Raw genomic sequence first — 20606 nt, forward strand, 5'->3', positions numbered from 1 at the left:
TCACGGCGCGGTCCCGCGGACTAGCTTCTGACGGGAGCCTGCGCTGCCGGGGCAAGCCACGGGCTGCCAGCGGCAATATCCGTGAACCGTTCGCCGATCAGCCGGTAACCCTCGTCATTCGGGTGCAGGAGGTCCGGGAGGAGATGTGCGTCGGCGGACCCGAAAAGCCGCAGGCCGTCCAGGTGATGCAGGTTCGAATCGGACGTGCCGCGCTCGCTGACGGCGTCCGCGAGGATGCTCCTGGCGTCGCGGAGGGTCAGCAGCCCGTCGCCGGGCTTACGGGCAAGGTCGGTGGCCAGGAACTTTCCGTCCACCAGCCGCGAGGGGCCGGGGGCGTCCTCATGCTCGGGGCAGAAGATGGGCGATATCAGCACCAGCGGGGTCTCAGGGTGGCCGTCCCGTACAGTGTCCAGGAACCCGTGAACGGCCGGTGCGAAAGTGCGCCGGCGGAGGCTGGCGCTGTTGATGATGTTGATGCCCACCTTCAGCGTGATGAGATCGGCGGGCTGGTCGCGGATGGTCCGCGCAACGAACTGGTCGAGGTGGGCGGAGCCTGCAAGTCCCAGGTTGTAAAGGTCCAGGCCAAGGTTGCGGGCGGCAACGACGGGCCACACCCCGAGGGGTGCCTCGGCGTGCGAGGACTGGCTGATGGAGCTTCCGTAGTGGACCCAGCGGGGACCAGTGCTCGGTGCTGGCTGTAGCGGCCTGTCGGAACGGACGCCGTGGATCCTGGCGCTTCCCCGGTGCGGCAACCACACTGTGACAGTGCGCTCCTGCCGTGGCCCCGGAATCTCGAAACGTGCCGTGGACGGGGCGGCAGGAGTCAGGGTGCTGGACCCGTCCGGAAAGGTTTCCAGGACGTCCCCCTCGTGGAATTCCCGGCTCTCGGCGTGGCCATCCGATGTGGTCATGCTGATCACGGCTGCCTGGAGCGGACGCCAGCGCCAGGCAGCGGATTCCCGTGTGAACGTGAGGTCCAGTTCCAGCCAGGCCGCGTCCGTCAGGAATTCCAGCCGCACCCCGGAGGGTGTGGCGTTGGCTTTGGCCAGCGGCGCGTCGCCGCCGAACTGGGCCTGCGTCCAGGCCGGGAGGCGTTTGACCGACATGCCCCCGTTGTTGAGGGAAACGTCCAGGGCGCCTTTGATCGCGGTCAGCAACATACCGGGCGCGCCGTTGTCCAGGGTCATATTGCCATTCCATCACGCGGCCCCGCTGATTCGCGTGCGCCGTCCGGCGGATGACGCCCCTTGAAGAAATCCACAATGTAAAGCACACTAGACATGTAAAGTTTGTTGTACATATCAAGGGGGACACCATGGCAAGGCAGCAGACACGCACCAGATGGGGGCAGGCAAAATTCGGGGATGGCCGGATTCCTGCGGTCCTTTTTGCCATTCCCGGCGGATTACTCCTGGGTGCCGCCGGCGGTTGGCTGGCCGTGGGAACCGGCCTCGCCGGGTCAAACCCCCTGCTTGGCTTCGCGGTTTTCACCGCCTGCCTGGCAATGCCGGCGATGGCGCTGATGTACGTCCTGGTGGTCGACAGAAGCACTGTCGAAGGTGCAGTTGACCGCCCCGAGGAATCGGTGGAAGGCAAATGGTATGACAAGGCCGCCTCAGGATCGTTCACGGACCTCGTCCTAGTCCTGGGAGTCCTGGCCGCCGTGGCCGCGTTCGTTCCTGCCGATCTTGCGGCAGACCTGAAACTGGTCCTGCCGGCAATCCTGGCTGTCTGCTTCGCCTCCTTCGGCGTCCGTTACCTGCTGCTGCGCCTCCGGGGCTGAGATGGAAAACCGCGTCAACGAGTGCCGGTCACGGCTCGGGTGGTCACAGCAACGGCTTGCGGACCAGCTGGGGGTCTCCCGCCAAACCATCATCTCCATTGAACGCGGACGGTTTGACCCGTCGCTGCCCCTTGCCTTCCGGCTCGCCCGGATCTTTGAGACCACCCTTGAAGAACTGTTCCTTCCGGACGGGAATCCCTAGCCAGGCCCCGTTCACCACGCCAGCCGGACCTTCCTCATAAGCTTGTTCGCTCCCCAGAGCCTTCACGGCACGGTCCGGCAAAGTAGCTTAGGACGCGCCGGGGGCGGGCCACCCGTTCCAGCGGGACAATAGGCAGATGGCTAAAAGCAGCAAGGGCAGGATGCCTCGCCTGGAGGATGTGGCCGATGTGGCCGGCGTTTCCCACCAGACCGTCTCCCGTGTCATCAACAACCACCCGAATGTCAGCAAGGCCACCCGGGAAAAGGTGGAGGCCGCCATTGCGGAGCTGGGGTACCGGCGAAACACGGCTGCCCGAAGCCTGGTCACCAGGCGGTCCCAGACCATCGGGGTCCTTGGCAGCGAGCTGTCCCAGTACGGGCCGGCCAATACCCTCCTCGGTGTGGAGCAGGCTGCCCGCGACGCCGGCTACTTCGTCAGCATCGCCGCACTCCGCGAGGTCAGCGGAGCTGCCATCGCCGATGCCGTCAGCCATTTCCTGGACCAGGCGGTGGACGGCATTGCGGTGCTGGTGCCGCACGCCGAAACCCTCCAGGCGCTCGATGCGCTGAACATCCCGGTGCCCGTGATGGCTGTGGGATCGCTGGGCAACAGCGAGGTGAGTGGCGCCATGGTGGACCAGCGCGCAGGGGCGCGGCTCGCCGTCGAACATCTCATTGCCCAGGGGCACCGGCGGATCGGCCATGTCTCCGGTCCCGCCGGTTGGACCGACGCCGCTGAGCGCGCCGAGGGGTGGCGGGAAGCCCTCCACGACGCGGGGCTGGCGGACGATCTGCTGGTGGAAGGGGATTGGAGTGCCGGCAGCGGCTACGCCATTGGCCGCAGGCTGGCGGCGCGGCGCAGCGCCACCGCCCTGTTCGTGGGCAACGACCAGATGGCGCTGGGAGTCCTGAGGGCCTTCGCCGAGGCCGGTGTCCGCGTGCCCGACGACGTCTCCGTAGTCGGGTTCGACGACCAGCCGGAATCGGGGTACTTCAGCCCGCCGCTGACCACCGTCCGGCAGGACTTCGAGGAACTGGGCCGCCGCTGCCTGGACATCATGCTGAAGGAAATCGAGGCCGGCGCCGGGATCAGCTCCACGGTGGTCACGCCGGAACTTGTGCCACGGTCCAGCACCGCCCCGCCCGCGGCCGGGTAGGCGGCCCACAAAAAGTTCCATGATTCTGCATCCAACTCCGCGCCCGCACCAGTAGTAGGGGTGTAAGCGTAAAGCGCCCGCCGGACGGGCCGACCCAAGGAGAAGGACATGCGAAAGAGGATCTTCACAGCAGGTATCGGTGCCGCAGCCATTGCCGCCGCTATGGCCCTTGCCGGTCCCGCCAACGCGGCCGAAGGCGACGCCCAGCTGTCGGTGCTGCACGGCGTTCCCGGGCTGACGGTAGACGTATGGGTCAATGGCGACCGCACCCTGGACGACTTCACCCCGGGCAGCCTGGCAGGCCCGCTGGCATTGCCCGCAGGCGCCTACCAGATTGCGATCACTGCAGCGGACGCTGCTGATGCATCCGCGGCCGTCATCGGCCCCGTTACCGTGAACCTCGCGGCCAACGGCAACTACACCGCCGTGGCCAACCTTGACGCCGCGGGCAAACCCACAGCCAACCTCTTCACCAATGACGTGTCCCAAATCGCCGCGGGCAAGGGAAAGCTGACCGTCCGGCACACCGCCGCGGCACCCGCCGTCGACGTCCTGGCCGGCGGCGGCGCCGTGGTCACCAACCTGTCCAACCCCAACGAGCAGACCCTCACCCTGGATCCCGGAACGGTTTCCGCCGCCGTTGCCGCCACCGGCACCACCGCCCCGGTGATCGGCCCGGCGGACGTCACCATCGCCGAGGGCACGCACACCATCGTGTACGCGTGGGGCAGCCTGGCGGACAAGAACCTGCAGCTTGCCGTCCAGACCATCCCGGGACTGCACTCCGCGCCCGGTTCTGTCCCCGGCGCCCGCGACGGATCCGCGGACGCAACGGCTCCGGCAGGCCTGGTCCTGGGCTTCGGTGCAGCCACCCTCGCCCTGCTGCTTAGCGGCTTCGGCGCGGCCCGCGCAGTGGCCGCACGCCGCGTCCGGCAGTAGCTTCCGGCGATCCGATAGACCGGCCGCCCGGCGTACCCTGCCCACCTGCGCCGGGCGGCCACCCTACCGAAAACCACTGGTCCCCGTTCGGGCGCGGGGCGCGGACCGAGAAAGGCCACGGCGATGAACGGACGTACGACGACGGCACGGGAGTCCCGCCGTCGTCCATCTGTTGGGGCGCGGATCGCCGCCGCCGCGTCCATTCTGGTGCTGACCGCGTGTGCGCCCGCCGGGCCGCCCCCGGCACCTTCCGTTGCGCCCGCCAGCGCAGCAGCTTCCGCGGCAGCCGACCCTCCCAGTGCGGTTCCCACTGCCGCTCCGGCCGCCCCGGGCGCCGCTGCCCCCGGCCCGGCCGCTCCCGCCGGCCAACCGGGTGCCGCGCCCACCATTCCTGTCCATCCGGCTACCCTGGGTGCTGTTCCGGGAGACCCTGCGCCGACGTCGATCTCCATCGCCGGCACGGCCATCGATATGCCGGTGGTTCCCGGGGGAGTGTCCGGCGAAGGTGCCATGGAATTACCGGACGCTTTCGACCGCGCCGCCTGGTACCGGTTCGGGCCAGCCCCGGGAGCGGCCGAAGGGGCCGCCGTGATCGCCGGCCACATCGACACGGCCTCGGACGGGGCACCGTTCTCCGCCTTGAAATCACTGCCCGAGGGGACCGCCATCCGCGTGGGCCGTGACGGCTCCCCGGACCTCACCTACCGCGTGGTGAAGGTGGAACTGATGGCCAAGGACAGGTTCGACGGCGGCTCGCTCTTCCGCCGCACCGGGCCGCACGAGCTCAAGGTGGTCACCTGCGGCGGGAGGTGGCTGGACGAGCGGATGGACTACAGCGACAATGTGATAGTCACCGCGGTCCCCGGGTAAGCGGTGACCAGCCATGGTTCTTGTCACCGATGCCGGGAAGGAGCCGCGAGTGACCTCTCCTGCGCAAGCCTCCCACGGCTGGGACGACGGGCTGACCGCGTCCTTCCTCGCCGGTGATGAGAGGGCTCTGGCGGCGGCCTACCGCGAATTCGCCCCGCTGGTGCACACCCTGGCCCTCCGTTCCCTGTCGGACCGGTCCGCGGCCGACGACGTCACCCAGGAGGTCTTTATCCGGGTGTGGCGCTCGCGGAACACCTTCAAGCCGGAGGTGGCCCGGTTGCCCGCCTGGATTGTGGGCATCACCCGGAACGTCATCACCGACGCGCACTCGGCCACCGCACGCGAAGTGCGCAAGGCCCACGCGGCGGCCGGGGCCGGACTGGCCGCCGGAGAAGTGGGCGCCGGAACGGAGGCGGCGGAGGTCCTCGCGGACCGGCTGATGTTGGACGGCGAACTGGACAGGCTGGGCGAACCACAGGGGTCCATCATGAAGCTGGCCTTCTACGAGGATCTGACGCACGAACAGATCTCACGGAAACTGGACCTGCCGCTTGGTACCGTCAAGAGCCACATCCGCCGCAGCCTGACGCATTTGAGAAGCCGATTGGAGGTAGACCATGCCGCATCTTGATCCGGAACAGTTGAGCCTCCTTGCGATGTACGAGGACTGGGAGGACGCCGACGGCCGGGAGCACCTCAGTGTCTGCCCCGAATGCGCCGCCGATTACGCCGCGCTGCGCCGCACGGTTGACGCCGTCAGGACGACGCCGGACACCACAAGCCTGTCCGTTCCCGGACCGCACGTGTGGGCCGGAATCCACCGGCAACTTGGGCTTGCCGAGGCTGTCCAGGCGGACCCGCTGAGTGGTCCCGGTACCAAGCCTGCGGAGGCACCTGGCGAGGCGGCGCCGCCGAACGTTGCTCCGTTCAGCCCGCGGAGGAAGGCGTGGTGGCAGCGCACCGGGACGTGGATCGCAGCCGCTGCGGCCGTTGTGCTGGTGGCGGCGGGCGGCATCTGGGTGTCCACCCGGCCCGCCCAGCCCACCCAGCTGGCGCAGGCCCAGCTGACACCGCTGGCCCAGTACTCCGCCACAGGATCGGCGAAGGTGGTGGAGGCGGCCGACGGTTCGCGCCGGCTGGACGTCACGCTGGACAAGGATGAGGCGCGGGGCTACCAGGAAGTCTGGCTGATCGCCCCGGATCTGTCGCGGCTGGTCAGCCTGGGCATTATGAACTCGGACTCCGGAAGCTTCGAGGTGCCCGCCGGCCTGCAGCTGGCGGACTACCCGATTGTGGATGTCTCGGACGAGCCGGTGGACGGCAATCCGGCCCACTCAACGGTCAGTATTGTCCGGGGGACGCTTACTTCCTGACTGGGACGCCGGCGTCCGTATCTACTGGATTCCGTTGGCTTCGCCGTGCATGGATTGTGTCCAGCTGCCGGGTGGCGACAACCGTCAGCAGCGCCGCCGCCATGTGCAATTACAGGAGCAGGTGAAGATCGTGCGGCACGGGTCCTTGGTTCTGGCCTTGGTTGGCCGTACCTGGTTCCTGGGCGGGCGCCTGGCCGCAACCATGCGTGGGCGCGTCGAATCGAGTGGATATCGAAAAGGCAGCGAAGGCGAAGTGCAGCAACTGCTGGGCGATCCCGGCGGTGAGGAGCAAGCCCCAGCCGGGAAGCCGCCCGGGCTTGCCGATCGCCGCCGCCATGCCCAGCAGCGCCGCCAGCGCCACCACAATCAGCAGCGAGGGTGAGGCGCCGCCGCCCAGGACATGCGCCACCAACCCGAGCCCCGCGGCGATCGGGCCAAGGAGCCAGGCCAGGGCCGCAGCGGTCATGCGCCCGGCCTCGGCTCTGGTGGTGCTCACAGATTTCCCTCAGTCCATCCGGCTGGCAGTACCAGTGGACCGTACCCCGAATTGCTGCTGATGAACGCTGGGTCCCATCGACTCGCTGTGCCGAAGCATGGACTTTTCGCTAGCTATACTAGATGCTTGGCAGGCTAGTGAAAATTCTGAAGCTTCGACGAAGAGGTTAAGGGTGGAATGCAGTGACGAGCAGCGGGCTCTGGTGTCTTTGATCAACGCCCTCGAGGGCAGATTTCCGGGGCGCTCCCGCACTGAAGTTGAAGACGCAGTGTGCGAGGAATACGCGGCGTTCAATTCGGGCCCTGTGCGGACGATGGTTCCTTTGTTTGTGGAGCACGCAGCCGTTAAGCGACTGCGGGGCAGTCTGCTGTAAGCGGCTGCAGGCTTGGGGCAATGAACGACTGGCTTGCGCGGACCAGCGCAGCTGCTTCCTAGCCGCAGGCTCTGGAGCTTCCGGGTTCAATGCCCTTAGGGTGAGGTGACCAGGCAAGCCCACCCCAGGAGATGACATGTCCCTCGTCCGCGTGCACAACTTCTCGGTCTCCCTCGACGGCTTCGGCACGGGTGAGGGCCAGCAGCTCGATGCCCCGTTCGGCCATGCCGGATCACGGCTCATGGAATGGGCCTTCGGAACCCGCACCTTCCGCGCCATGGGACTCCACGGGGAGGGGCAGGCATCCTTTGGCGTCGATGAGGCCTTCGCCAGTCAATGGGGCCCCGGGATCGGCGTCGAAATCATGGGGCGCAACAAGTTCGGCCCCCAGCGCGGACCCTGGGAGGACGAAGAGTGGAAAGGATGGTGGGGCGACAACCCCGTCTTCCACACGCCCGTCGTTGTCCTGACTCACCACCCCCGGCCGGTCCTCGAAATGGAGGGCGGAACCACCTTCCACTTCATTGACGCCGACCCCGCAACGGCGCTCGCAAAGGCCCGCGAACTGGCCCCCGGCCTCGACGTCCGGATAGGCGGCGGCGCGGACACGGTTCGGCAGTTCCTCGAGGCAGGCCTGATCGACCACATGCACATCGCCGTGGTGCCCATCATCCTTGGCCGCGGCGAGCGCCTGTGGGACGGGCTGGAAGGACTTGATGAGCGCTTCGACATCGAATCCACCACATCGCCGGCCGGAGTGGTGCACATGGTCTTCACCCGCCGCGCCGACGCTTAGCGGGCCCGCTGCGTTTGAGCGCTGGGCCGACGGGTGTGCGTCCGGGCTAGTGCCCGAAGTGGGATTGCGGGGGACCCTCGGGCAGCCGCTCGAGGATGTCCTCCGCGATCCGGCGGACCTTGATGTTCCGGTGGCTGGAGGCCTTGGCCAGGATGGAAAACGCCTCGTGGTAGGAACACCGGTTCTGGGCCATGATGACGCCGCACGCCACGTTGATGGAGGTGCGGCTGTCCAGTGCCGAGCGCAGGTCCGACGCCATGGAACGGGCCGTATGCAGGTCGAGGGCCATCCGCAGGCTCCGTGACGCCAGCCCGGCAAATGCCCGGGCCTCGGCGATAACCTGCAGCGGAAAGGCCTTGGAATCCGGTGCGAAGAACGCCAGCGCAGCGTGGGTTTCCGCGTCCCCGCCCGGGGCTTCACCGGCGGGGCCCGAACCCGCTGCATCGCCCGCACCGTCAAGCCGGAGCCGGACGCCCAGGACACTGCCAAAACCGGCAACCTGCAGCTCGCTGCAGTAACGCGGCCAGCGGAAATCCCCGTGCCGTTGAAGAACCGCAACGGGATGGCCGCCGGCCAGCACCTCGCTGGTGGGGCCCTCAGCCGCCTGCTGCTCCCACGCCATCATCCGCTCCGCGTCCCGTGATGTCCCCGTAATGGCGGGGGACCGGCGCGGCTGGGTCAGCACCACCGCGCATTCGATGCGCGTGCCCGCCGACTGAATCGGGCCCGCCTGCTGGGCGCCTGCCACCGACCGCACCGCAGCGGCGGCCAGCCGGTCCAGGGAATCGGTCAGCGAGTCTGCCCCGATGACCAGGTCAAGCAGCATCGCCTGGCTGCCGTCACTCCCGGCAGCCTGTGCTGCTTTCGAGGCCGGACCGGCCGGCGTAGTGCCATGCGGCACAACGGTCGGCAGCCCGGCGGCAGACCGCGGGCCGTGGAGGCGTGAAGGAAGAAGAGGGCCGGCGACGGCTGGGGGAGAGGCCTTGGTCTCAAAGGCCTCCTCGTCGCCGGCCCCGCTCAGTACCCGGGTCCGTTGACCCGGGAAGTTTGGGCTCACCTGTCGTGCGTGCATTGCCACTCTCACACCCCCTGGTGAGCTAAGTCCTGCCAGGACAGAAACTCGCCCTGCCCCTGTGACGAACCTAATGGGCCAGCCGGGGCCGGAGAATGAGTAACGGTACTCGACTTTCAGATTAGGTATTACTTGGATACTCGAAAGCGCTACTTGCTTTGCGCATAGCCGCAGGTGGGACGCCCGGTGCCTGTTCCGCTCCGGCCCGGCCGCGGAAAAGTTTCTTTCCGGCGGCCGTTCCGCGCCGCACCCTTGACTCGGATCACTGCACCGCCAACAATGTTTTCTATAACGTTGTAAATCAAAGAGAACGAGGATGTTTTTCGTGGCAACCCCTGAACCGGCAACCGCCAAAGTAACCCTTGACCCGGCTTTCACCGTTGGTCCCGTCCGCCGCCGCACATTTGGCGCCTTCGTGGAGCACCTGGGCCGGTGCGTCTACACCGGCATCTTCGAGCCCAACCACCCCGATGCCGATGAGGACGGTTTCCGTCGCGATGTCCTGGGCCTGACCCGGGAACTCGGCGTCTCCACCGTGAGGTACCCCGGTGGCAACTTCGTTTCCGGCTACCGGTGGGAGGACGGCGTGGGGCCGAAGGACCAGCGGCCTGTCCGCCTCGACCTGGCCTGGCACTCCACGGACCCCAACCTGGTGGGCGTGGACGAATTCGCGGCGTGGTCCGCCAAGGCCGGCGTGGAACCCATGATGGCCGTCAACCTGGGCACCCGCGGCATCCAGGAGGCGATGGACCTGCTGGAGTACTGCAACATCGATGGCGGTACTGAGCTTTCCGACCAGCGCCGCGCCAACGGTGCACCGGACGGCTACGGCATCAAGATGTGGTGCCTGGGCAACGAGATGGACGGCCCGTGGCAGATCGGCCACAAGAACGCGCTTGAATACGGGCGGCTGGCGGCGGACACGGCCCGCGGCATGCGGATGATCGATCCGGACCTGGAGCTGGTGGCCTGCGGCAGTTCCGGTCCCACCATGGGCACGTTCGGCGAATGGGAGCGCGTGGTCCTGTCCGAAACCTATGAGCTGGTGGACCTGATCTCCGCCCACCAGTACTTTGAGGACTTCGGCGACCTTCAAGAGCACTTGGCCGCCGGGCACAAGATGGACGCCTTCATCAAGGACATCGTCAGCCACATCGACCATGTGAAGTCGGTGAAGAAGTCCACCAAGCAGGTGAACATCTCCTTCGATGAATGGAACGTCTGGCACATGAGCCGGGCCGAGTCCAAGGCGCCCTCCGGCAAGGACTGGCCGGTAGCCCCCGTGCTGCTGGAGGACACCTATACGGTGGCGGACGCCGTGGTGGTGGGCGACCTGCTGGTCACCTTGCTGAAGAACACGGACCGGGTCCATTCCGCGAGCCTGGCCCAGCTGGTCAACGTCATCGCCCCCATCATGACCGAACCCGGCGGCCGCGCCTGGAAGCAGACCACCTTCCACCCCTTCGCCCTGACCTCCCGGCACGCCGCCGGCACTGTCCTGCAGCTCGCCGTCGAATCCCCGCTGGTCAGCGGGGGCACCACCGCAGGCGTCGCCGCACTGTCCGCCGTTGCAACTTTCGACGCCGACAAGGGCGAGGCAGTGGTGTTCGCCGTCAACCGCTCGGCAACGGACGCACTCACCCTGGATGCCGCCGTCGCCGGCTTGGGCAACGTCCGCGTGCTGGAGGCACTGACCTACGCCAACAAGGACCCGTACTGGCAGGCCAGCGCGGACGATTCAACGTCCGTGGAGCCCTCGGAAAACGTCACGGTCAAGGCCGACGGCGGCCGCCTCACCGCGGAGTTCCCGGCCGTGTCCTGGTCCATGATCCGGCTGGCGGTGGGCGCCTAACACCCCGGGACGGGGCGGCGGAGGCGTCCTTATGACGACGGCGGCCCGCAGGTGGGAGGATGGACGGCATGGAGCTGCACATCACGGGGGATCCCGCCGCGGACAAGTTGTTGAGTGAGGACGCCTTCGCCCTGCTGACCGGCATGCTGCTTGACCAGCAGGTGACCATGGAATCGGCGTTCGCGGGGCCGGAAAAGATCAGGACCCGCATCGGGTCCGTCTCTCCCGAAGCCATTGCCGGCCATGATCCGCAGGCCTTCGTGGAGATGTTCAAGGAACGGCCCGCCGTGCACCGGTTCCCCGGTTCCATGGCCGCAAGGGTCCAGTCGCTCGCTGAAGCCGTGCAGAACGAATGGAACGGCGACGCCACCGCCATCTGGACCCAGGGCGAGCCCAGCGGCGCCGAGGTGCTGAAGCGGCTCAAGGCCCTGCCCGGGTTCGGTGACCAGAAAGCCAAAATCTTCCTTGCACTGCTGGGCAAACAGCGCGGACTCCAGGCGCCGGGCTGGCGGGAAGCTGCAGGCCACTACGGTGAAGACGGCTCCTACCTGTCCGTGGCTGACATCGTGGACCCGGAATCCCTGGTCAAGGTACGGGCCAGCAAGCAGGCGGCCAAGGCCGCGGCGAAGGCAGGAAAAGAACGTTAATGGCAGTAACCATGAACGACGTTGCGAAGGCCGCGGGTGTTTCACTCAAGACCGTCTCCAACGTCCTGAACAACTATGAGTTCATCCGCCCCGCCACCAAGCAGCGGGTGGAAGATGCCATCGCGGAACTGGGCTACGAAGCCAACCTCACCGCCCGCAGCCTGCGGTCCGGCAAGACCTCCATGCTGGGCCTCGTCCTCTCGGACCTTTCGGCGCCCTACTACGCCGAGCTCGCCTCCAGGCTGATGGACGCCGCAACCAAACACGGCTACCGCGTTCTGGTGGAGCAGTCGGCCGCAGACAGCGGTGCCGAGCTGAACGCCCTCCAGGGCCCATTCAGGCAACTCACGGACGGGCTGCTTTTCACACCGCTGTCCATCGGCGCCGACGCCATTGCCGAGCGGGCCGGGTCCAAGCCCCTGGTGATGCTGGGCGAACATATTGTGGACCCGCGGTTCGACCTGGTCACCATGAAGAACGAGGAGGCTGCCGCCGCGCTCACCTCGCACCTGCTGGCGGGAGGCCGCCGTCGTATTGCCGTCATTGGCGCCACAGCCGAGGAGTCCACCGGCACCGCCGGGCTGCGCCTCAACGGCTACCGCGCCGCCTTGAAGAAGGCAGGGATCCCCTTCGACCCGGCGCTGATCGCCCCGGGTGAGTGGCGCCGCGACGCCGGTGCTGCCGCCGTTGCAGGCCTGCTGGAAGCGGGCGTGGAGTTCGACGCCGTCTTCGGCCTGAACGACGTCCTCGCGCTCGGAGCAATGCACGAACTCCTGATCCGCGGTGTTCGGGTGCCCCAGGACGTGGCCGTGGCCGGCTTCGACGACGTGGATGAAGCCCGCTTCGCCTCACCGTCCCTGACCACTGTCTCGCCCGGGATGGACGAGATCGCCGAACGGTCCATGGCGCTGTTGCTGGACCGGATCGCCGGCCGCGAAACCGCCGACGCCGGAGTGCACGTTGAGGCCGAATTCCAGCTGAATATCAGGGAATCTGCGCCCTAGTCACATCATATCGTCTAGGGAACCGTATCGCCCTGGTGCCGGGGCGGTTCAGTGCCGGTACTGCCGAGGCGTGATCGCAGGGTGGGCACGCCGGGACCTTGGAGGTCATCGAGGTAGGGAATCCGTCCGGCCATTGTCATCACCAGAGCAAGGGTGCTCCCGGTAACCAGCGGTCCCGTACCCGCGGTGAAGGGGCCGTCATCTGCCCTCAGTTGCAGTCCGGCAACGTGCGTCCGGCTGGCAACCGTGAAGTTGCGGCGCGCATAGAACTCCGCGACGGGTGTCAACGCGTCAATGCTCGGCGACGTGGGTATCCCCAGCGGGCGGCGGATGTCTTGCGCGTGTACAACTACCTCCCCCAAATAGGCCGGGACATGAGCGGACGGCGCAATGCTGCTGTCAACGACGGCACAAAACCGGTCCAGGGTTTCGGCAGGGGTGCTGCCGCGGTTCTCCTCCAGCCGGCGCTGGTTGTGCACTTCGGGGCGGAAGCGCGCGCCGAACATGCTCCGCAGCCATTGCCACTGGTTCAAGCTCGCTGCGGCAGTAAGGTGTGCGACGGCCTGCTCGACATTCCACTGGCCACAGAGAGTCTGGCGATGCCAGTGCTCCGGGGCAAGGCTTGCCAGATCTTCCACCAGCGCGGCACGCTCAGCATGCGCCAGGGCCCAAAGGCGGCCGTCCGAAGATTGCGCCATGAAGTCAGCTCCCCCAAGTTGTCTTTCGTGGCCGCCCACGCCTGCTTCCTGTAGACGTATTCAAGCACAGTACGCTGCGGTGAAATGGGCGCGGAGCGATCCGCGGGGTCACTTCCTGGGGACGCGCCCGCGAAGCGAAGTAGCCGCTGAGTCTCCCCACCTTTGAGCGAGGACGACGGCGTGTCCCGGCAAACCGCCGTCGTCCGCTGCCATGGGGGAGCCAAAGCCGGGGAGTTTCAGCGCGTCCGTGCGCGGGCGTCCGGATGATGGACCTGAAACGTGGCGGAAATGTGCGGGGCCTACTCTGAATCCACGCTGTCCGCCGGCCGTTGAAGGGACCCCGCATGCATCTGATGCCACGTGAGCAGGAAAAACTCATGATCGTGGTGGCCGCCGACCTCGCCCGGCGCCGCCAGTCCCGCGGCCTCAAGCTCAACTACCCCGAAGCGGTGGCCATCATCAGCTACGAACTGATCGAAGGCGCCCGCGACGGCCGGAGCGTCGCCGACCTCATGAGCTACGGCACCACGCTGCTCACCCGCGAAGACGTCATGGAAGGCGTCCCCGAGATGATCCACGACGTGCAGATCGAGGCCACGTTTCCCGACGGCACCAAACTGGTCACCGTCCACGATCCCATCCGCTAAGGAGCCACAGTGATCCCAGGAGAATACGTCCTCCGCCCGGAGCCCGTGACGGCGAACGCGGGGCGCGACGCCATCGAGCTGCCCGTGACCAACACCGGCGACCGGCCCGTGCAGGTGGGCTCGCACTTCCACTTCGCCGAAGCCAATGCTGCGCTGGACTTCGACCGGGCAGCAGCCCGCGGCCGGCGCCTGGACATCCCCGCAGGGACGGCCGCCCGGTTTGAACCCGGGGACTCCCGGAGCATCCGGCTCATCGAACTCGCAGGGGCCCGCGAAGTGTTCGGGCTCAGCAACGCCGTCAACGGAAAGCTCGACGGCGGCCCCCGCCCGGGCGGGTCAGCCACCGAAAGGGACGCCAAATGAGCTTCGAGATCCCGCGGCGGCAGTACGCCGACCTGTACGGCCCCACGACGGGCGACAAGATCCGCCTGGCCGACACCGAGCTGTTCCTCGAAATCGAGAAGGACCTCACCGTCTACGGCGAGGAAGTGGTGTTCGGCGGCGGCAAGGTGATCCGCGACGGCATGGGCCAGAACGGCCAGGCCACCCGCGACGGGGACCGCCCGGAAGACGATGTTCCGGACACCGTCATCACCAACGCCGTCATCCTGGACTACACCGGAATCTACAAGGCGGACGTCGCCCTCAGGGACGGCCACATCCTTCGGATCGGCAAGGCCGGCAACCCCCAGATCACCGACGGCGTGGACATCGTTATCGGCGCCAGCACCGAGATCATCGCCGGGGAACGCAAAATCCTCACCGCCGGCGGCATCGACACGCACATCCACTTCATCTCCCCGGACCAGGTGGCCACGGCCCTGACCAGCGGCGTTACCACCATGATCGGCGGCGGCACCGGCCCGGCGGAAGGCACCAAAGCCACCACCGTGACTCCCGGCAAGTGGCACATCCACCGGATGCTGCAGGCCGCCGAGGCGTTCCCCATGAACATCGGCCTGTTCGGCAAAGGCCACGCGTCCGCCGTCGAGCCCCTCGCCGAGCAGATCCGAGCCGGCGCCATCGGCCTGAAAGTGCACGAGGATTGGGGCTCCACCACGTCCTCGATCGACATGTCGCTGACCGTCGCCGATGAATACGACGTCCAGGTGGCCATCCACACCGACACCCTCAACGAGTGCGGCTTCGTGGAAGACACCATCCGCGCCATCAACGGCCGCGTGATCCACACCTTCCACACCGAAGGCGCCGGCGGCGGCCACGCACCGGACATCATCAAGATCGCCGGGATGCCCAACGTCTTGCCCGCCTCCACCAACCCCACGCTGCCGTACACACGCAACACCATCGAAGAGCACCTGGACATGCTGATGGTCTGCCACCACCTCAACCCGGACATTCCCGAGGACGTGGCCTTCGCCGATTCCCGCATCCGCGCCGAGACCATCGCCGCGGAGGACGTCCTGCAGGACATGGGCATCTTCTCCATCACCTCCTCCGACTCCCAGGCCATGGGCCGGGTGGGAGAGGTGATCACCCGCACCTGGCAGGTGGCGGACAAGATGAAGAAGCAGCGCGGAATTTTAGCTTCCGACGGCGGCACGGACGTTGGTGCCGACGGATCGGCTTCCGCGCACGGCAGCGCCGGGAGTGACAACTTCCGCCTCAAGCGCTACGTGGCCAAGTACACGGTCAACCCCGCGCTCGCCCAGGGCATCGCGGACACGGTCGGGTCCGTGGAAGAAGGCAAGTTCGCCGACCTGGTCCTATGGGACCCGGCCTTCTTCGGCGTCAAACCCGAACTCGTCCTCAAAGGCGGGCAGATCGCCTACGCCCTGATGGGCGACGCGAACGCGTCCATCCCCACCCCTCAGCCACGCACCATGCGGCCCATGTTCGGCGCCTTCGGCAAAGCCGTCCAGCAGACCTCCATCACCTTCCTCTCCCAGGCCGCGATCGACGCCGGCGTCCACGCAGAACTCGGCCTCGAAAAGGTCATCCGGCCCGTCTCCGGAATCCGGAACCTCACCAAAGCCGACCTCAAATACAACGACGCGACGCCCGACATCCAAGTGGACCCGGAAACCTACCAAGTCACGGTGGACGGCGAAGACGTCACCTGCGAACCCGCCGACGTCCTACCCATGGCCCAGCGCTACTTCCTCTTCTAAAACCCACCCGGAGAACCACGTGATCATCGAGAAAATCCTCGGCAACCTCCACGACCTGCCCGAAACCGACCTCGCCGCCTACACCGGGCTCCACCGCGAGAAAGTGGTGCTGCCCAGCGCCCAACTGGTCAAACGCATCCAACGCGCCACCACGGACCACGGCAACGACATCGGCATCCGGCTCGCCCCAGGATCCGGCGACCTCCGCGACGGCGACATCCTCCACGTCGCCGACACCAACATGATCGTGGTCTCCGTCCTGCCCACCGACGTCCTGGTCATCGCACCCCGCACCATCCACGAAATGGGCGTCACCGCACACTCCCTCGGCAACCGGCACCTCCAGGCACAATTCTTCGACTCATCCTCCGAGTACGGGGCCGACGTCATGGTGTGCGCCTACGACCACACCGTCGAGGACTACCTCATCCACAACTCCGTGCCCTACGCCCGCCAGGAACGCGTCATGCCTGTGCCTTTCCGCCATGCTGAACACTCGCACTAACTCTTCCGCGCTGCGCGCTCTACGGGAGGTGCAGCTTGGGTGCGCCGCCCCGGATTGGGGGCCGTGCCCGCTCCGCGGTGCCCGCCACGCCGCGGCCCCCAATCCGGGCCGTCGCGATGCTCCGTCACGGTTGGCGGTGGTGCTGTGAGTAGTTATCAGCTTGCTCTACAACAATTGGTTGACTCTGCGCTTCCTACTGGGGCTTTTGCTCACTCACTGGGGTTTGAGACGTACATCGATCGGGAGCTCCTTTTTGATGAGGAGTCGTTCGGGCTCTGGCTTCGTGCGTTTGTCTCGCGGTCGCTTGCTTACTCTGATGGCTTGGCGATCCGCTTCCTTTATGAGGGTGTTGATCTTTGGGAGTTGGATGCTCTTTTGTCTGCTTCTCTGTTGCCTCGGGAGGTTCGGGAGGCCAGTTTGAAGATGGGCGGCCGTCTCTTGGAGATTGGGGCTGAGGTGTTTCCCTCGGCCGCGCTGGAACTGTACCGGGACCTGGTGACCAGCGGCCGGGCCGCCGGGCACCAGCCGCTGGCGTTCGCCGTCGTCGCCCGCTCACTGGGCGTGCCGCTGCAGGAGGCACTCGCCGCCTACCTCTTCGCCACCGTCATGTCCCTCACCCAGAACGCCGTGCGGGCCATCCCGCTCGGCCAGAATGCCGGCCAAAGGATCCTGCGGAAAGCGCACGACGACGTCGCTGCCGCCATCGAGGCGATCGCGCACCTCACGCCGGACGACTTCGGCGCCGTCAGCCCAGGACTGGAAATCTCGCAAATGCGGCACGAACGCCAACGTGCCCGGATGTTCATGAGCTAACAATGCTTATTGCTTTACAGGAGGAACACCATGACTGAACCCATCAAAATCGGCATCGGCGGACCCGTCGGCGCCGGCAAAACCCAACTCGTGGAACGGCTCACCCGGCACATGAGCGGCGGCATCTCCATGGCCGCCATCACCAACGACATCTACACCATCGAGGACGCCAAAATCCTCGCCGCCAACGGCATCCTCCCCGAGGACCGGATCATCGGCGTCGAAACCGGCGGCTGCCCCCACACCGCCATCCGCGAAGACACCTCCATGAACACCGCCGCCATCGAAGAACTCAAAACCCGGCACCCCGACCTCCAAGTCATCTTCGTCGAATCCGGTGGCGACAACCTCTCCGCCACCTTCAGCCCCGAACTGGTCGACTTCTCCATCTACATCATCGACGTAGCCCAAGGTGAAAAGATCCCCCGCAAAGCCGGCCAGGGCATGATCAAATCCGACCTCTTCATCATCAACAAAACCGACCTCGCACCCCACGTCGGAGCGGACCTTAGTGTCATGGAGCGAGACTCCAAAGAGTTCCGCGGCAACAAGCCGTTCTGCTTCACCAACCTCAAGACCGACGAAGGGCTCGACGCCGTTATCGACTGGATCCGGCACGACGTCCTGATGCTCGACTTGGTATGACCTCCAACAGTTCCGTCGTCGACACACCTTGGGCGGCGCCCGCGGATGGGGCTACTTCAGGCGCTTCACCGGATGTAAGGGGCCGTGCCCGCTCCGCGGTGCCCGCCACGCCGCGGCCCCTTACATCCGGCTCCGCTTGCGCTGACAGCTCACCTATGGGCGAGCTTGAGCTTGTGGTCGCCGAGCGTGCGGGACGATCCTTTGCGGCGCATCAGTACCATCGCGGTGCTCTGCGGGTACTGCGACCGCACTATCTGGATGACTCTGGACAGGTTTGTTATGTCGTTGTGAATCCTGGCGGGGCTTATCTGGGGGCTGACCTTTTTCTGCTGGATGTGGAGGTGGGTGAGGGCGCTGACCTCTTGTTGACCACTCAGTCTGCGACGAAGGTTTATCGGACTCCTGGGTCTTTTGCTGAGCAGCGGATGAGTGTGCGGCTGGGGGAGGGGGCGCGGCTGGAACTCATGCCGGACCAGCTGATCGCCTACCGGGAGGCCAGCTACCGGCAACGGACCTCCGTGACCCTGCGGCCGTCGTCGAACCTTGTCATGGCGGAAGTAGTGACCCCTGGCTGGTCGCCGGACGGCGCCGCTTTCCGGTACGAGGAAGTGCGGCTGCGGAACGAGGTCCACATCGAAACGGATGAGGGCACGCAGATGCTTGCCCTCGACAACCTGCTGATCCGGCCGCCGCTCGGCGACGTCACCGGGCTGGGGTTCATGGAAGGCTTCAGCCACCTCGGCTCACTGGTGGTGGTGGATGCCCGGGTGGACCAAGCGCTCGCAGACCACCTTCACCACCTCACGGCGGGATACGACGCCCGGACCGGAGTCACCCTCACCCGCACTGTCGCCCGAACCACCGGCCTGGTGCTCCGCTCGATGTCCAACAGCACCGGCGAACTGAACCGCCTGCTCGCAGCCTGCGCCGACCTCCTGCGGGAACGCTGGCACGGGCAAGGCCCACTGAACCTGAGGAAGCACTGATGACGGCCCTGGCAAACATCGCAACCCTGTACCGCGACCGGGAAACCCTGCCGTTCCGGACCCGCCTGCTTGCCACCTTTGGTGCCGTGGCCGCCCTGCATATTGCCGCCGTCGTCCTCCTCATCGCCGGCTCGGCAACAGCCGGCGCGCCCCTTGCCCTCGGCCTGGTCCTGACCGCCTACGTGGCCGGCGTCAAGCACAGCTACGACTGGGACCACATCGCCGCCATCGACAACTCCACCCGCAAATTCGTGGCGCAGCGGAAGGACCCCGTCAGCGTAGGTTTCGCCTTCAGCCTGGGCCACAGTTCCGTGGTGGTCCTGGCCGGGCTGCTGGTGGTTGCGGGCGCCGCGGTGATCGGCCAGTTCATGGAAGACGGAACCACCGGCAACTACGTGCTGGGCCTGATCGGCAGTGGCGTGTCCGGGCTGTTCCTGCTGGCCATGGGGCTGTTCAACGGGCAGGCGTTCCTTCGTGCCGCGCAGGCCCTAAGGAGCGCCCGCAGCGGTGCGGCCATCAGGGACGAAGACCTGGAAAGCAAAGGATTTGTTGCCCGGCTCCTGTCCAGGCCGCTTGCACGGGTGCAGCGGCCACGGAACATCTACGTGATCGGTTTCCTGTTTGGACTCGGGTTCGACACCGCCACCACCATCGGGCTGCTGGTGGTGACCACCGCCGCATCCCTGGCCGGGGTGTCCCCGGTGGCACTCATGGCCCTTCCCCTCGCCTTCACCGCGGCAATGACCCTCTGCGACACGGTCAACGGTGTGGCGATGATGCGCATGTACAGGTCAGCGATCCACAGCCCGCAGCGCAGGCTCGGCTTCAACGCAGTGGTGACCGGCATCTCAGCCCTGTCAGCGCTGTTCATCGCCGCCGTCACGCTCGGCGGATTCGCCAATGCCGCGTTTGACCTTGGCGACCCTCTGACTACCTGGCTGGGGAAACTCAACCTGGGGGAGGCGGGACTCCTGCTCGTGGCCGCCTTCATTGGCGTGTGGGCCCTTACGGCCGCCAGGAACCGGCTGCAGCGCGAGGGCTGACCACAACGGGCAGGCCGCCACAACGGCGGGCTGCAGGTTCTCGAGGCGGCCGGGCGAAGGTCAGGCAGCTATCCCGCGGTCGGGCTTCCGGTGCGGGCGTTCCTTCGCCGGTGCCAGGGCCTGCGGCTTCTGCAGCTGCCGGTGGCCATCGGGAACGGTGCTGTCCGAATGAAGATGGACCCCGTGACCGATCAGGGCACCAGACCCGATGCGGGAATGGCTGCCGATGTTGGCCCGGTTGCCGATCACGGTGCCGCGGCCAACCCGGACGCCGTCGCCGATGACCGTCTTGGCTCCAATCTTCGCTTCCCGGTCAATCCAGCTGCCGTGGCCGATCCGGCAGCCTGCTCCGATGACCGCCCCGTGCTCCACGTAGGTCATCGGGCCGACCCGGACGCTCTCAGGCACCACGGCGCCCGGTGCGACGAAACCGCCGCCGTTGGCATGCCGGACATACCGGGTGACCTTGCCGGCGTCGTCTTCTACTGATTCAAACTTTGCGCTCATCACATCCCTCACCAGCGGACGGGTTTCCTACCGCACAGTAAGTTAACGGTTGACAGCCCGAAGGGAT

At 66.6% G+C, this 20606-nt stretch carries 25 protein-coding genes; 20 read left to right on the top strand and 5 right to left on the bottom strand.

Translation table 11 applies throughout. From position 1 onward, the window contains the following. Positions 1 to 20 precede the first annotated feature (20 nt). Positions 21 to 1187 (bottom strand): GDSL-type esterase/lipase family protein, encoded by a 1167-nt coding sequence (locus BLT71_RS03150; protein ID WP_091717501.1) that lies wholly within the window; start codon positions 1185 to 1187, stop codon positions 21 to 23. A gap of 128 nt (positions 1188 to 1315) precedes the next feature. Between BLT71_RS03150 and BLT71_RS03155 the strand changes: the two genes are divergently transcribed. The 7 genes from BLT71_RS03155 (at position 1316) to BLT71_RS03185 (ending at position 6323) form a co-directional block, all read left to right on the top strand. Further along, positions 1316 to 1783 (top strand): hypothetical protein, encoded by a 468-nt coding sequence (locus BLT71_RS03155; RefSeq protein WP_091717503.1) that lies wholly within the window; start codon positions 1316 to 1318, stop codon positions 1781 to 1783. 1 nt (position 1784) lies between these two features. After that, the gene (locus tag BLT71_RS03160) at positions 1785 to 1985 is read left to right on the top strand and encodes a helix-turn-helix transcriptional regulator (protein ID WP_056082808.1); all 201 of its coding nucleotides are present in this window, start codon (positions 1785 to 1787) and stop codon (positions 1983 to 1985) included. Between the two features lie 136 nt (positions 1986 to 2121). After that, entirely contained in the window at positions 2122 to 3141 is a 1020-nt protein-coding gene (locus BLT71_RS03165; RefSeq protein ID WP_091717505.1) for a LacI family DNA-binding transcriptional regulator, read from the top strand. Between the two features lie 108 nt (positions 3142 to 3249). Next, on the top strand, positions 3250 to 4080 hold the full coding sequence (locus BLT71_RS03170) for a DUF4397 domain-containing protein (RefSeq protein WP_091717507.1): 831 nt from the start codon (positions 3250 to 3252) through the stop codon (positions 4078 to 4080). A 123-nt stretch (positions 4081 to 4203) separates the two neighbouring features. Next, positions 4204 to 4950: a class F sortase gene (locus tag BLT71_RS03175; protein ID WP_091717510.1), complete on the top strand. Its 747-nt coding sequence runs from the start codon at positions 4204 to 4206 to the stop codon at positions 4948 to 4950. A gap of 13 nt (positions 4951 to 4963) precedes the next feature. Continuing rightward, entirely contained in the window at positions 4964 to 5581 is a 618-nt protein-coding gene (locus BLT71_RS03180; RefSeq protein WP_172829898.1) for an RNA polymerase sigma factor, read from the top strand. Next, positions 5568 to 6323: an anti-sigma factor gene (locus BLT71_RS03185; protein ID WP_091717513.1), complete on the top strand. Its 756-nt coding sequence runs from the start codon at positions 5568 to 5570 to the stop codon at positions 6321 to 6323. The genes BLT71_RS03180 and BLT71_RS03185 overlap by 14 nt, the downstream gene beginning before the upstream one ends. A gap of 109 nt (positions 6324 to 6432) precedes the next feature. Here the strand turns inward: BLT71_RS03185 and BLT71_RS03190 are convergent, their stop codons facing one another. Continuing rightward, positions 6433 to 6819 (bottom strand): hypothetical protein, encoded by a 387-nt coding sequence (locus BLT71_RS03190; RefSeq protein WP_091717515.1) that lies wholly within the window; start codon positions 6817 to 6819, stop codon positions 6433 to 6435. 97 nt (positions 6820 to 6916) lie between these two features. Here BLT71_RS03190 and BLT71_RS20995 point away from each other — a divergent pair, with 97 nt between their 5' ends. Continuing rightward, positions 6917 to 7192 (top strand): three-helix bundle dimerization domain-containing protein, encoded by a 276-nt coding sequence (locus BLT71_RS20995; RefSeq protein WP_390896631.1) that lies wholly within the window; start codon positions 6917 to 6919, stop codon positions 7190 to 7192. 136 nt (positions 7193 to 7328) lie between these two features. Next, positions 7329 to 7988: a dihydrofolate reductase family protein gene (locus tag BLT71_RS03195; protein ID WP_091717517.1), complete on the top strand. Its 660-nt coding sequence runs from the start codon at positions 7329 to 7331 to the stop codon at positions 7986 to 7988. A 46-nt stretch (positions 7989 to 8034) separates the two neighbouring features. Here BLT71_RS03195 and BLT71_RS03200 read toward each other — a convergent pair whose 3' ends face one another. Next, entirely contained in the window at positions 8035 to 8889 is an 855-nt protein-coding gene (locus BLT71_RS03200; protein WP_231994429.1) for a GAF and ANTAR domain-containing protein, read from the bottom strand. Positions 8890 to 9376: 487 nt separating this feature from the next. On the opposite strand from BLT71_RS03200, the gene arfA reads away from it, so the two are divergent. The 3 genes from arfA to BLT71_RS03215 are packed head-to-tail and all read left to right on the top strand — an operon-like array spanning position 9377 to position 12563. Beyond that, positions 9377 to 10912 carry an arabinosylfuranosidase ArfA gene (gene arfA, locus BLT71_RS03205; protein ID WP_091717521.1) on the top strand — a complete coding sequence of 512 codons (1536 nt, stop codon included), beginning with the start codon at positions 9377 to 9379 and terminating at the stop codon, positions 10910 to 10912. Positions 10913 to 10971: 59 nt separating this feature from the next. Beyond that, the gene (locus BLT71_RS03210) at positions 10972 to 11559 is read left to right on the top strand and encodes an HhH-GPD-type base excision DNA repair protein (RefSeq protein WP_091717523.1); all 588 of its coding nucleotides are present in this window, start codon (positions 10972 to 10974) and stop codon (positions 11557 to 11559) included. Beyond that, positions 11559 to 12563: a LacI family DNA-binding transcriptional regulator gene (locus tag BLT71_RS03215; protein ID WP_091717525.1), complete on the top strand. Its 1005-nt coding sequence runs from the start codon at positions 11559 to 11561 to the stop codon at positions 12561 to 12563. The genes BLT71_RS03210 and BLT71_RS03215 overlap by 1 nt, the downstream gene beginning before the upstream one ends. A 14-nt stretch (positions 12564 to 12577) precedes the next feature. On the opposite strand, the gene BLT71_RS03220 is transcribed toward BLT71_RS03215, so the two are convergent. After that, positions 12578 to 13261, bottom strand: a complete 684-nt coding sequence (locus BLT71_RS03220; RefSeq protein ID WP_091723780.1) for a maleylpyruvate isomerase family mycothiol-dependent enzyme — start codon at positions 13259 to 13261, stop codon at positions 12578 to 12580. A gap of 344 nt (positions 13262 to 13605) precedes the next feature. Here BLT71_RS03220 and BLT71_RS03225 point away from each other — a divergent pair, with 344 nt between their 5' ends. From BLT71_RS03225 to BLT71_RS03260, 8 genes are all read left to right on the top strand, one after another. Then, the gene (locus BLT71_RS03225; RefSeq protein WP_091717527.1) at positions 13606 to 13908 is read left to right on the top strand and encodes an urease subunit gamma; all 303 of its coding nucleotides are present in this window, start codon (positions 13606 to 13608) and stop codon (positions 13906 to 13908) included. Between the two features lie 9 nt (positions 13909 to 13917). Then, complete coding sequence (locus BLT71_RS03230) at positions 13918 to 14271, top strand: urease subunit beta (RefSeq protein ID WP_091717529.1); 354 nt, start codon at positions 13918 to 13920, stop codon at positions 14269 to 14271. Further along, positions 14268 to 16040 carry an urease subunit alpha gene (gene ureC, locus BLT71_RS03235; RefSeq protein WP_091717531.1) on the top strand — a complete coding sequence of 591 codons (1773 nt, stop codon included), beginning with the start codon at positions 14268 to 14270 and terminating at the stop codon, positions 16038 to 16040. Before BLT71_RS03230 ends, ureC begins: the two co-directional genes overlap by 4 nt. Positions 16041 to 16059: 19 nt before the next feature. Next, complete coding sequence (gene ureE / locus BLT71_RS03240; RefSeq protein WP_091717533.1) at positions 16060 to 16545, top strand: urease accessory protein UreE; 486 nt, start codon at positions 16060 to 16062, stop codon at positions 16543 to 16545. 144 nt (positions 16546 to 16689) lie between these two features. Then, on the top strand, positions 16690 to 17358 hold the full coding sequence (locus tag BLT71_RS03245; protein WP_091717534.1) for an urease accessory protein UreF: 669 nt from the start codon (positions 16690 to 16692) through the stop codon (positions 17356 to 17358). Between the two features lie 30 nt (positions 17359 to 17388). Continuing rightward, the gene (ureG, locus tag BLT71_RS03250) at positions 17389 to 18003 is read left to right on the top strand and encodes an urease accessory protein UreG (RefSeq protein ID WP_091717536.1); all 615 of its coding nucleotides are present in this window, start codon (positions 17389 to 17391) and stop codon (positions 18001 to 18003) included. A 155-nt stretch (positions 18004 to 18158) separates the two neighbouring features. Next, positions 18159 to 18989: an urease accessory protein UreD gene (locus tag BLT71_RS03255; protein ID WP_091717538.1), complete on the top strand. Its 831-nt coding sequence runs from the start codon at positions 18159 to 18161 to the stop codon at positions 18987 to 18989. Beyond that, positions 18989 to 20032: a HoxN/HupN/NixA family nickel/cobalt transporter gene (locus BLT71_RS03260; protein WP_091717540.1), complete on the top strand. Its 1044-nt coding sequence runs from the start codon at positions 18989 to 18991 to the stop codon at positions 20030 to 20032. The genes BLT71_RS03255 and BLT71_RS03260 overlap by 1 nt, the downstream gene beginning before the upstream one ends. 60 nt (positions 20033 to 20092) lie before the next feature. On the opposite strand, the gene BLT71_RS03265 is transcribed toward BLT71_RS03260, so the two are convergent. Next, positions 20093 to 20539 (bottom strand): transferase, encoded by a 447-nt coding sequence (locus BLT71_RS03265; RefSeq protein ID WP_056082739.1) that lies wholly within the window; start codon positions 20537 to 20539, stop codon positions 20093 to 20095. Positions 20540 to 20606: the final 67 nt, after the last annotated feature.

Origin of the sequence: Pseudarthrobacter equi, from assembly GCF_900105535.1 — a bacterium.
GTDB lineage: Bacteria > Actinomycetota > Actinomycetes > Actinomycetales > Micrococcaceae > Arthrobacter > Arthrobacter equi.

Excerpts from the sequence above, each read along its gene's own strand:
- BLT71_RS03150 (WP_091717501.1), bottom strand. The coding sequence starts at position 1,187 with ATGACCCTGGACAACGGCGCGCCCGGTATGTTGCTGACCGCGATCAAA.
- BLT71_RS03155 (WP_091717503.1), top strand. The coding sequence starts at position 1,316 with ATGGCAAGGCAGCAGACACGCACCAGATGGGGGCAGGCAAAATTCGGG.
- BLT71_RS03160 (WP_056082808.1), top strand. The coding sequence starts at position 1,785 with ATGGAAAACCGCGTCAACGAGTGCCGGTCACGGCTCGGGTGGTCACAG.
- BLT71_RS03165 (WP_091717505.1), top strand. The coding sequence starts at position 2,122 with ATGGCTAAAAGCAGCAAGGGCAGGATGCCTCGCCTGGAGGATGTGGCC.
- BLT71_RS03170 (WP_091717507.1), top strand. The coding sequence starts at position 3,250 with ATGCGAAAGAGGATCTTCACAGCAGGTATCGGTGCCGCAGCCATTGCC.
- BLT71_RS03175 (WP_091717510.1), top strand. The coding sequence starts at position 4,204 with ATGAACGGACGTACGACGACGGCACGGGAGTCCCGCCGTCGTCCATCT.
- BLT71_RS03180 (WP_172829898.1), top strand. The coding sequence starts at position 4,964 with ATGGTTCTTGTCACCGATGCCGGGAAGGAGCCGCGAGTGACCTCTCCT.
- BLT71_RS03185 (WP_091717513.1), top strand. The coding sequence starts at position 5,568 with ATGCCGCATCTTGATCCGGAACAGTTGAGCCTCCTTGCGATGTACGAG.
- BLT71_RS20995 (WP_390896631.1), top strand. The coding sequence starts at position 6,917 with ATGGACTTTTCGCTAGCTATACTAGATGCTTGGCAGGCTAGTGAAAAT.
- BLT71_RS03195 (WP_091717517.1), top strand. The coding sequence starts at position 7,329 with ATGTCCCTCGTCCGCGTGCACAACTTCTCGGTCTCCCTCGACGGCTTC.
- arfA (WP_091717521.1), top strand. The coding sequence starts at position 9,377 with ATGTTTTTCGTGGCAACCCCTGAACCGGCAACCGCCAAAGTAACCCTT.
- BLT71_RS03210 (WP_091717523.1), top strand. The coding sequence starts at position 10,972 with ATGGACGGCATGGAGCTGCACATCACGGGGGATCCCGCCGCGGACAAG.
- BLT71_RS03215 (WP_091717525.1), top strand. The coding sequence starts at position 11,559 with ATGGCAGTAACCATGAACGACGTTGCGAAGGCCGCGGGTGTTTCACTC.
- BLT71_RS03220 (WP_091723780.1), bottom strand. The coding sequence starts at position 13,261 with ATGGCGCAATCTTCGGACGGCCGCCTTTGGGCCCTGGCGCATGCTGAG.
- BLT71_RS03225 (WP_091717527.1), top strand. The coding sequence starts at position 13,606 with ATGCATCTGATGCCACGTGAGCAGGAAAAACTCATGATCGTGGTGGCC.
- ureC (WP_091717531.1), top strand. The coding sequence starts at position 14,268 with ATGAGCTTCGAGATCCCGCGGCGGCAGTACGCCGACCTGTACGGCCCC.
- ureG (WP_091717536.1), top strand. The coding sequence starts at position 17,389 with ATGACTGAACCCATCAAAATCGGCATCGGCGGACCCGTCGGCGCCGGC.
- BLT71_RS03255 (WP_091717538.1), top strand. The coding sequence starts at position 18,159 with ATGGGCGAGCTTGAGCTTGTGGTCGCCGAGCGTGCGGGACGATCCTTT.
- BLT71_RS03260 (WP_091717540.1), top strand. The coding sequence starts at position 18,989 with ATGACGGCCCTGGCAAACATCGCAACCCTGTACCGCGACCGGGAAACC.
- BLT71_RS03265 (WP_056082739.1), bottom strand. The coding sequence starts at position 20,539 with ATGAGCGCAAAGTTTGAATCAGTAGAAGACGACGCCGGCAAGGTCACC.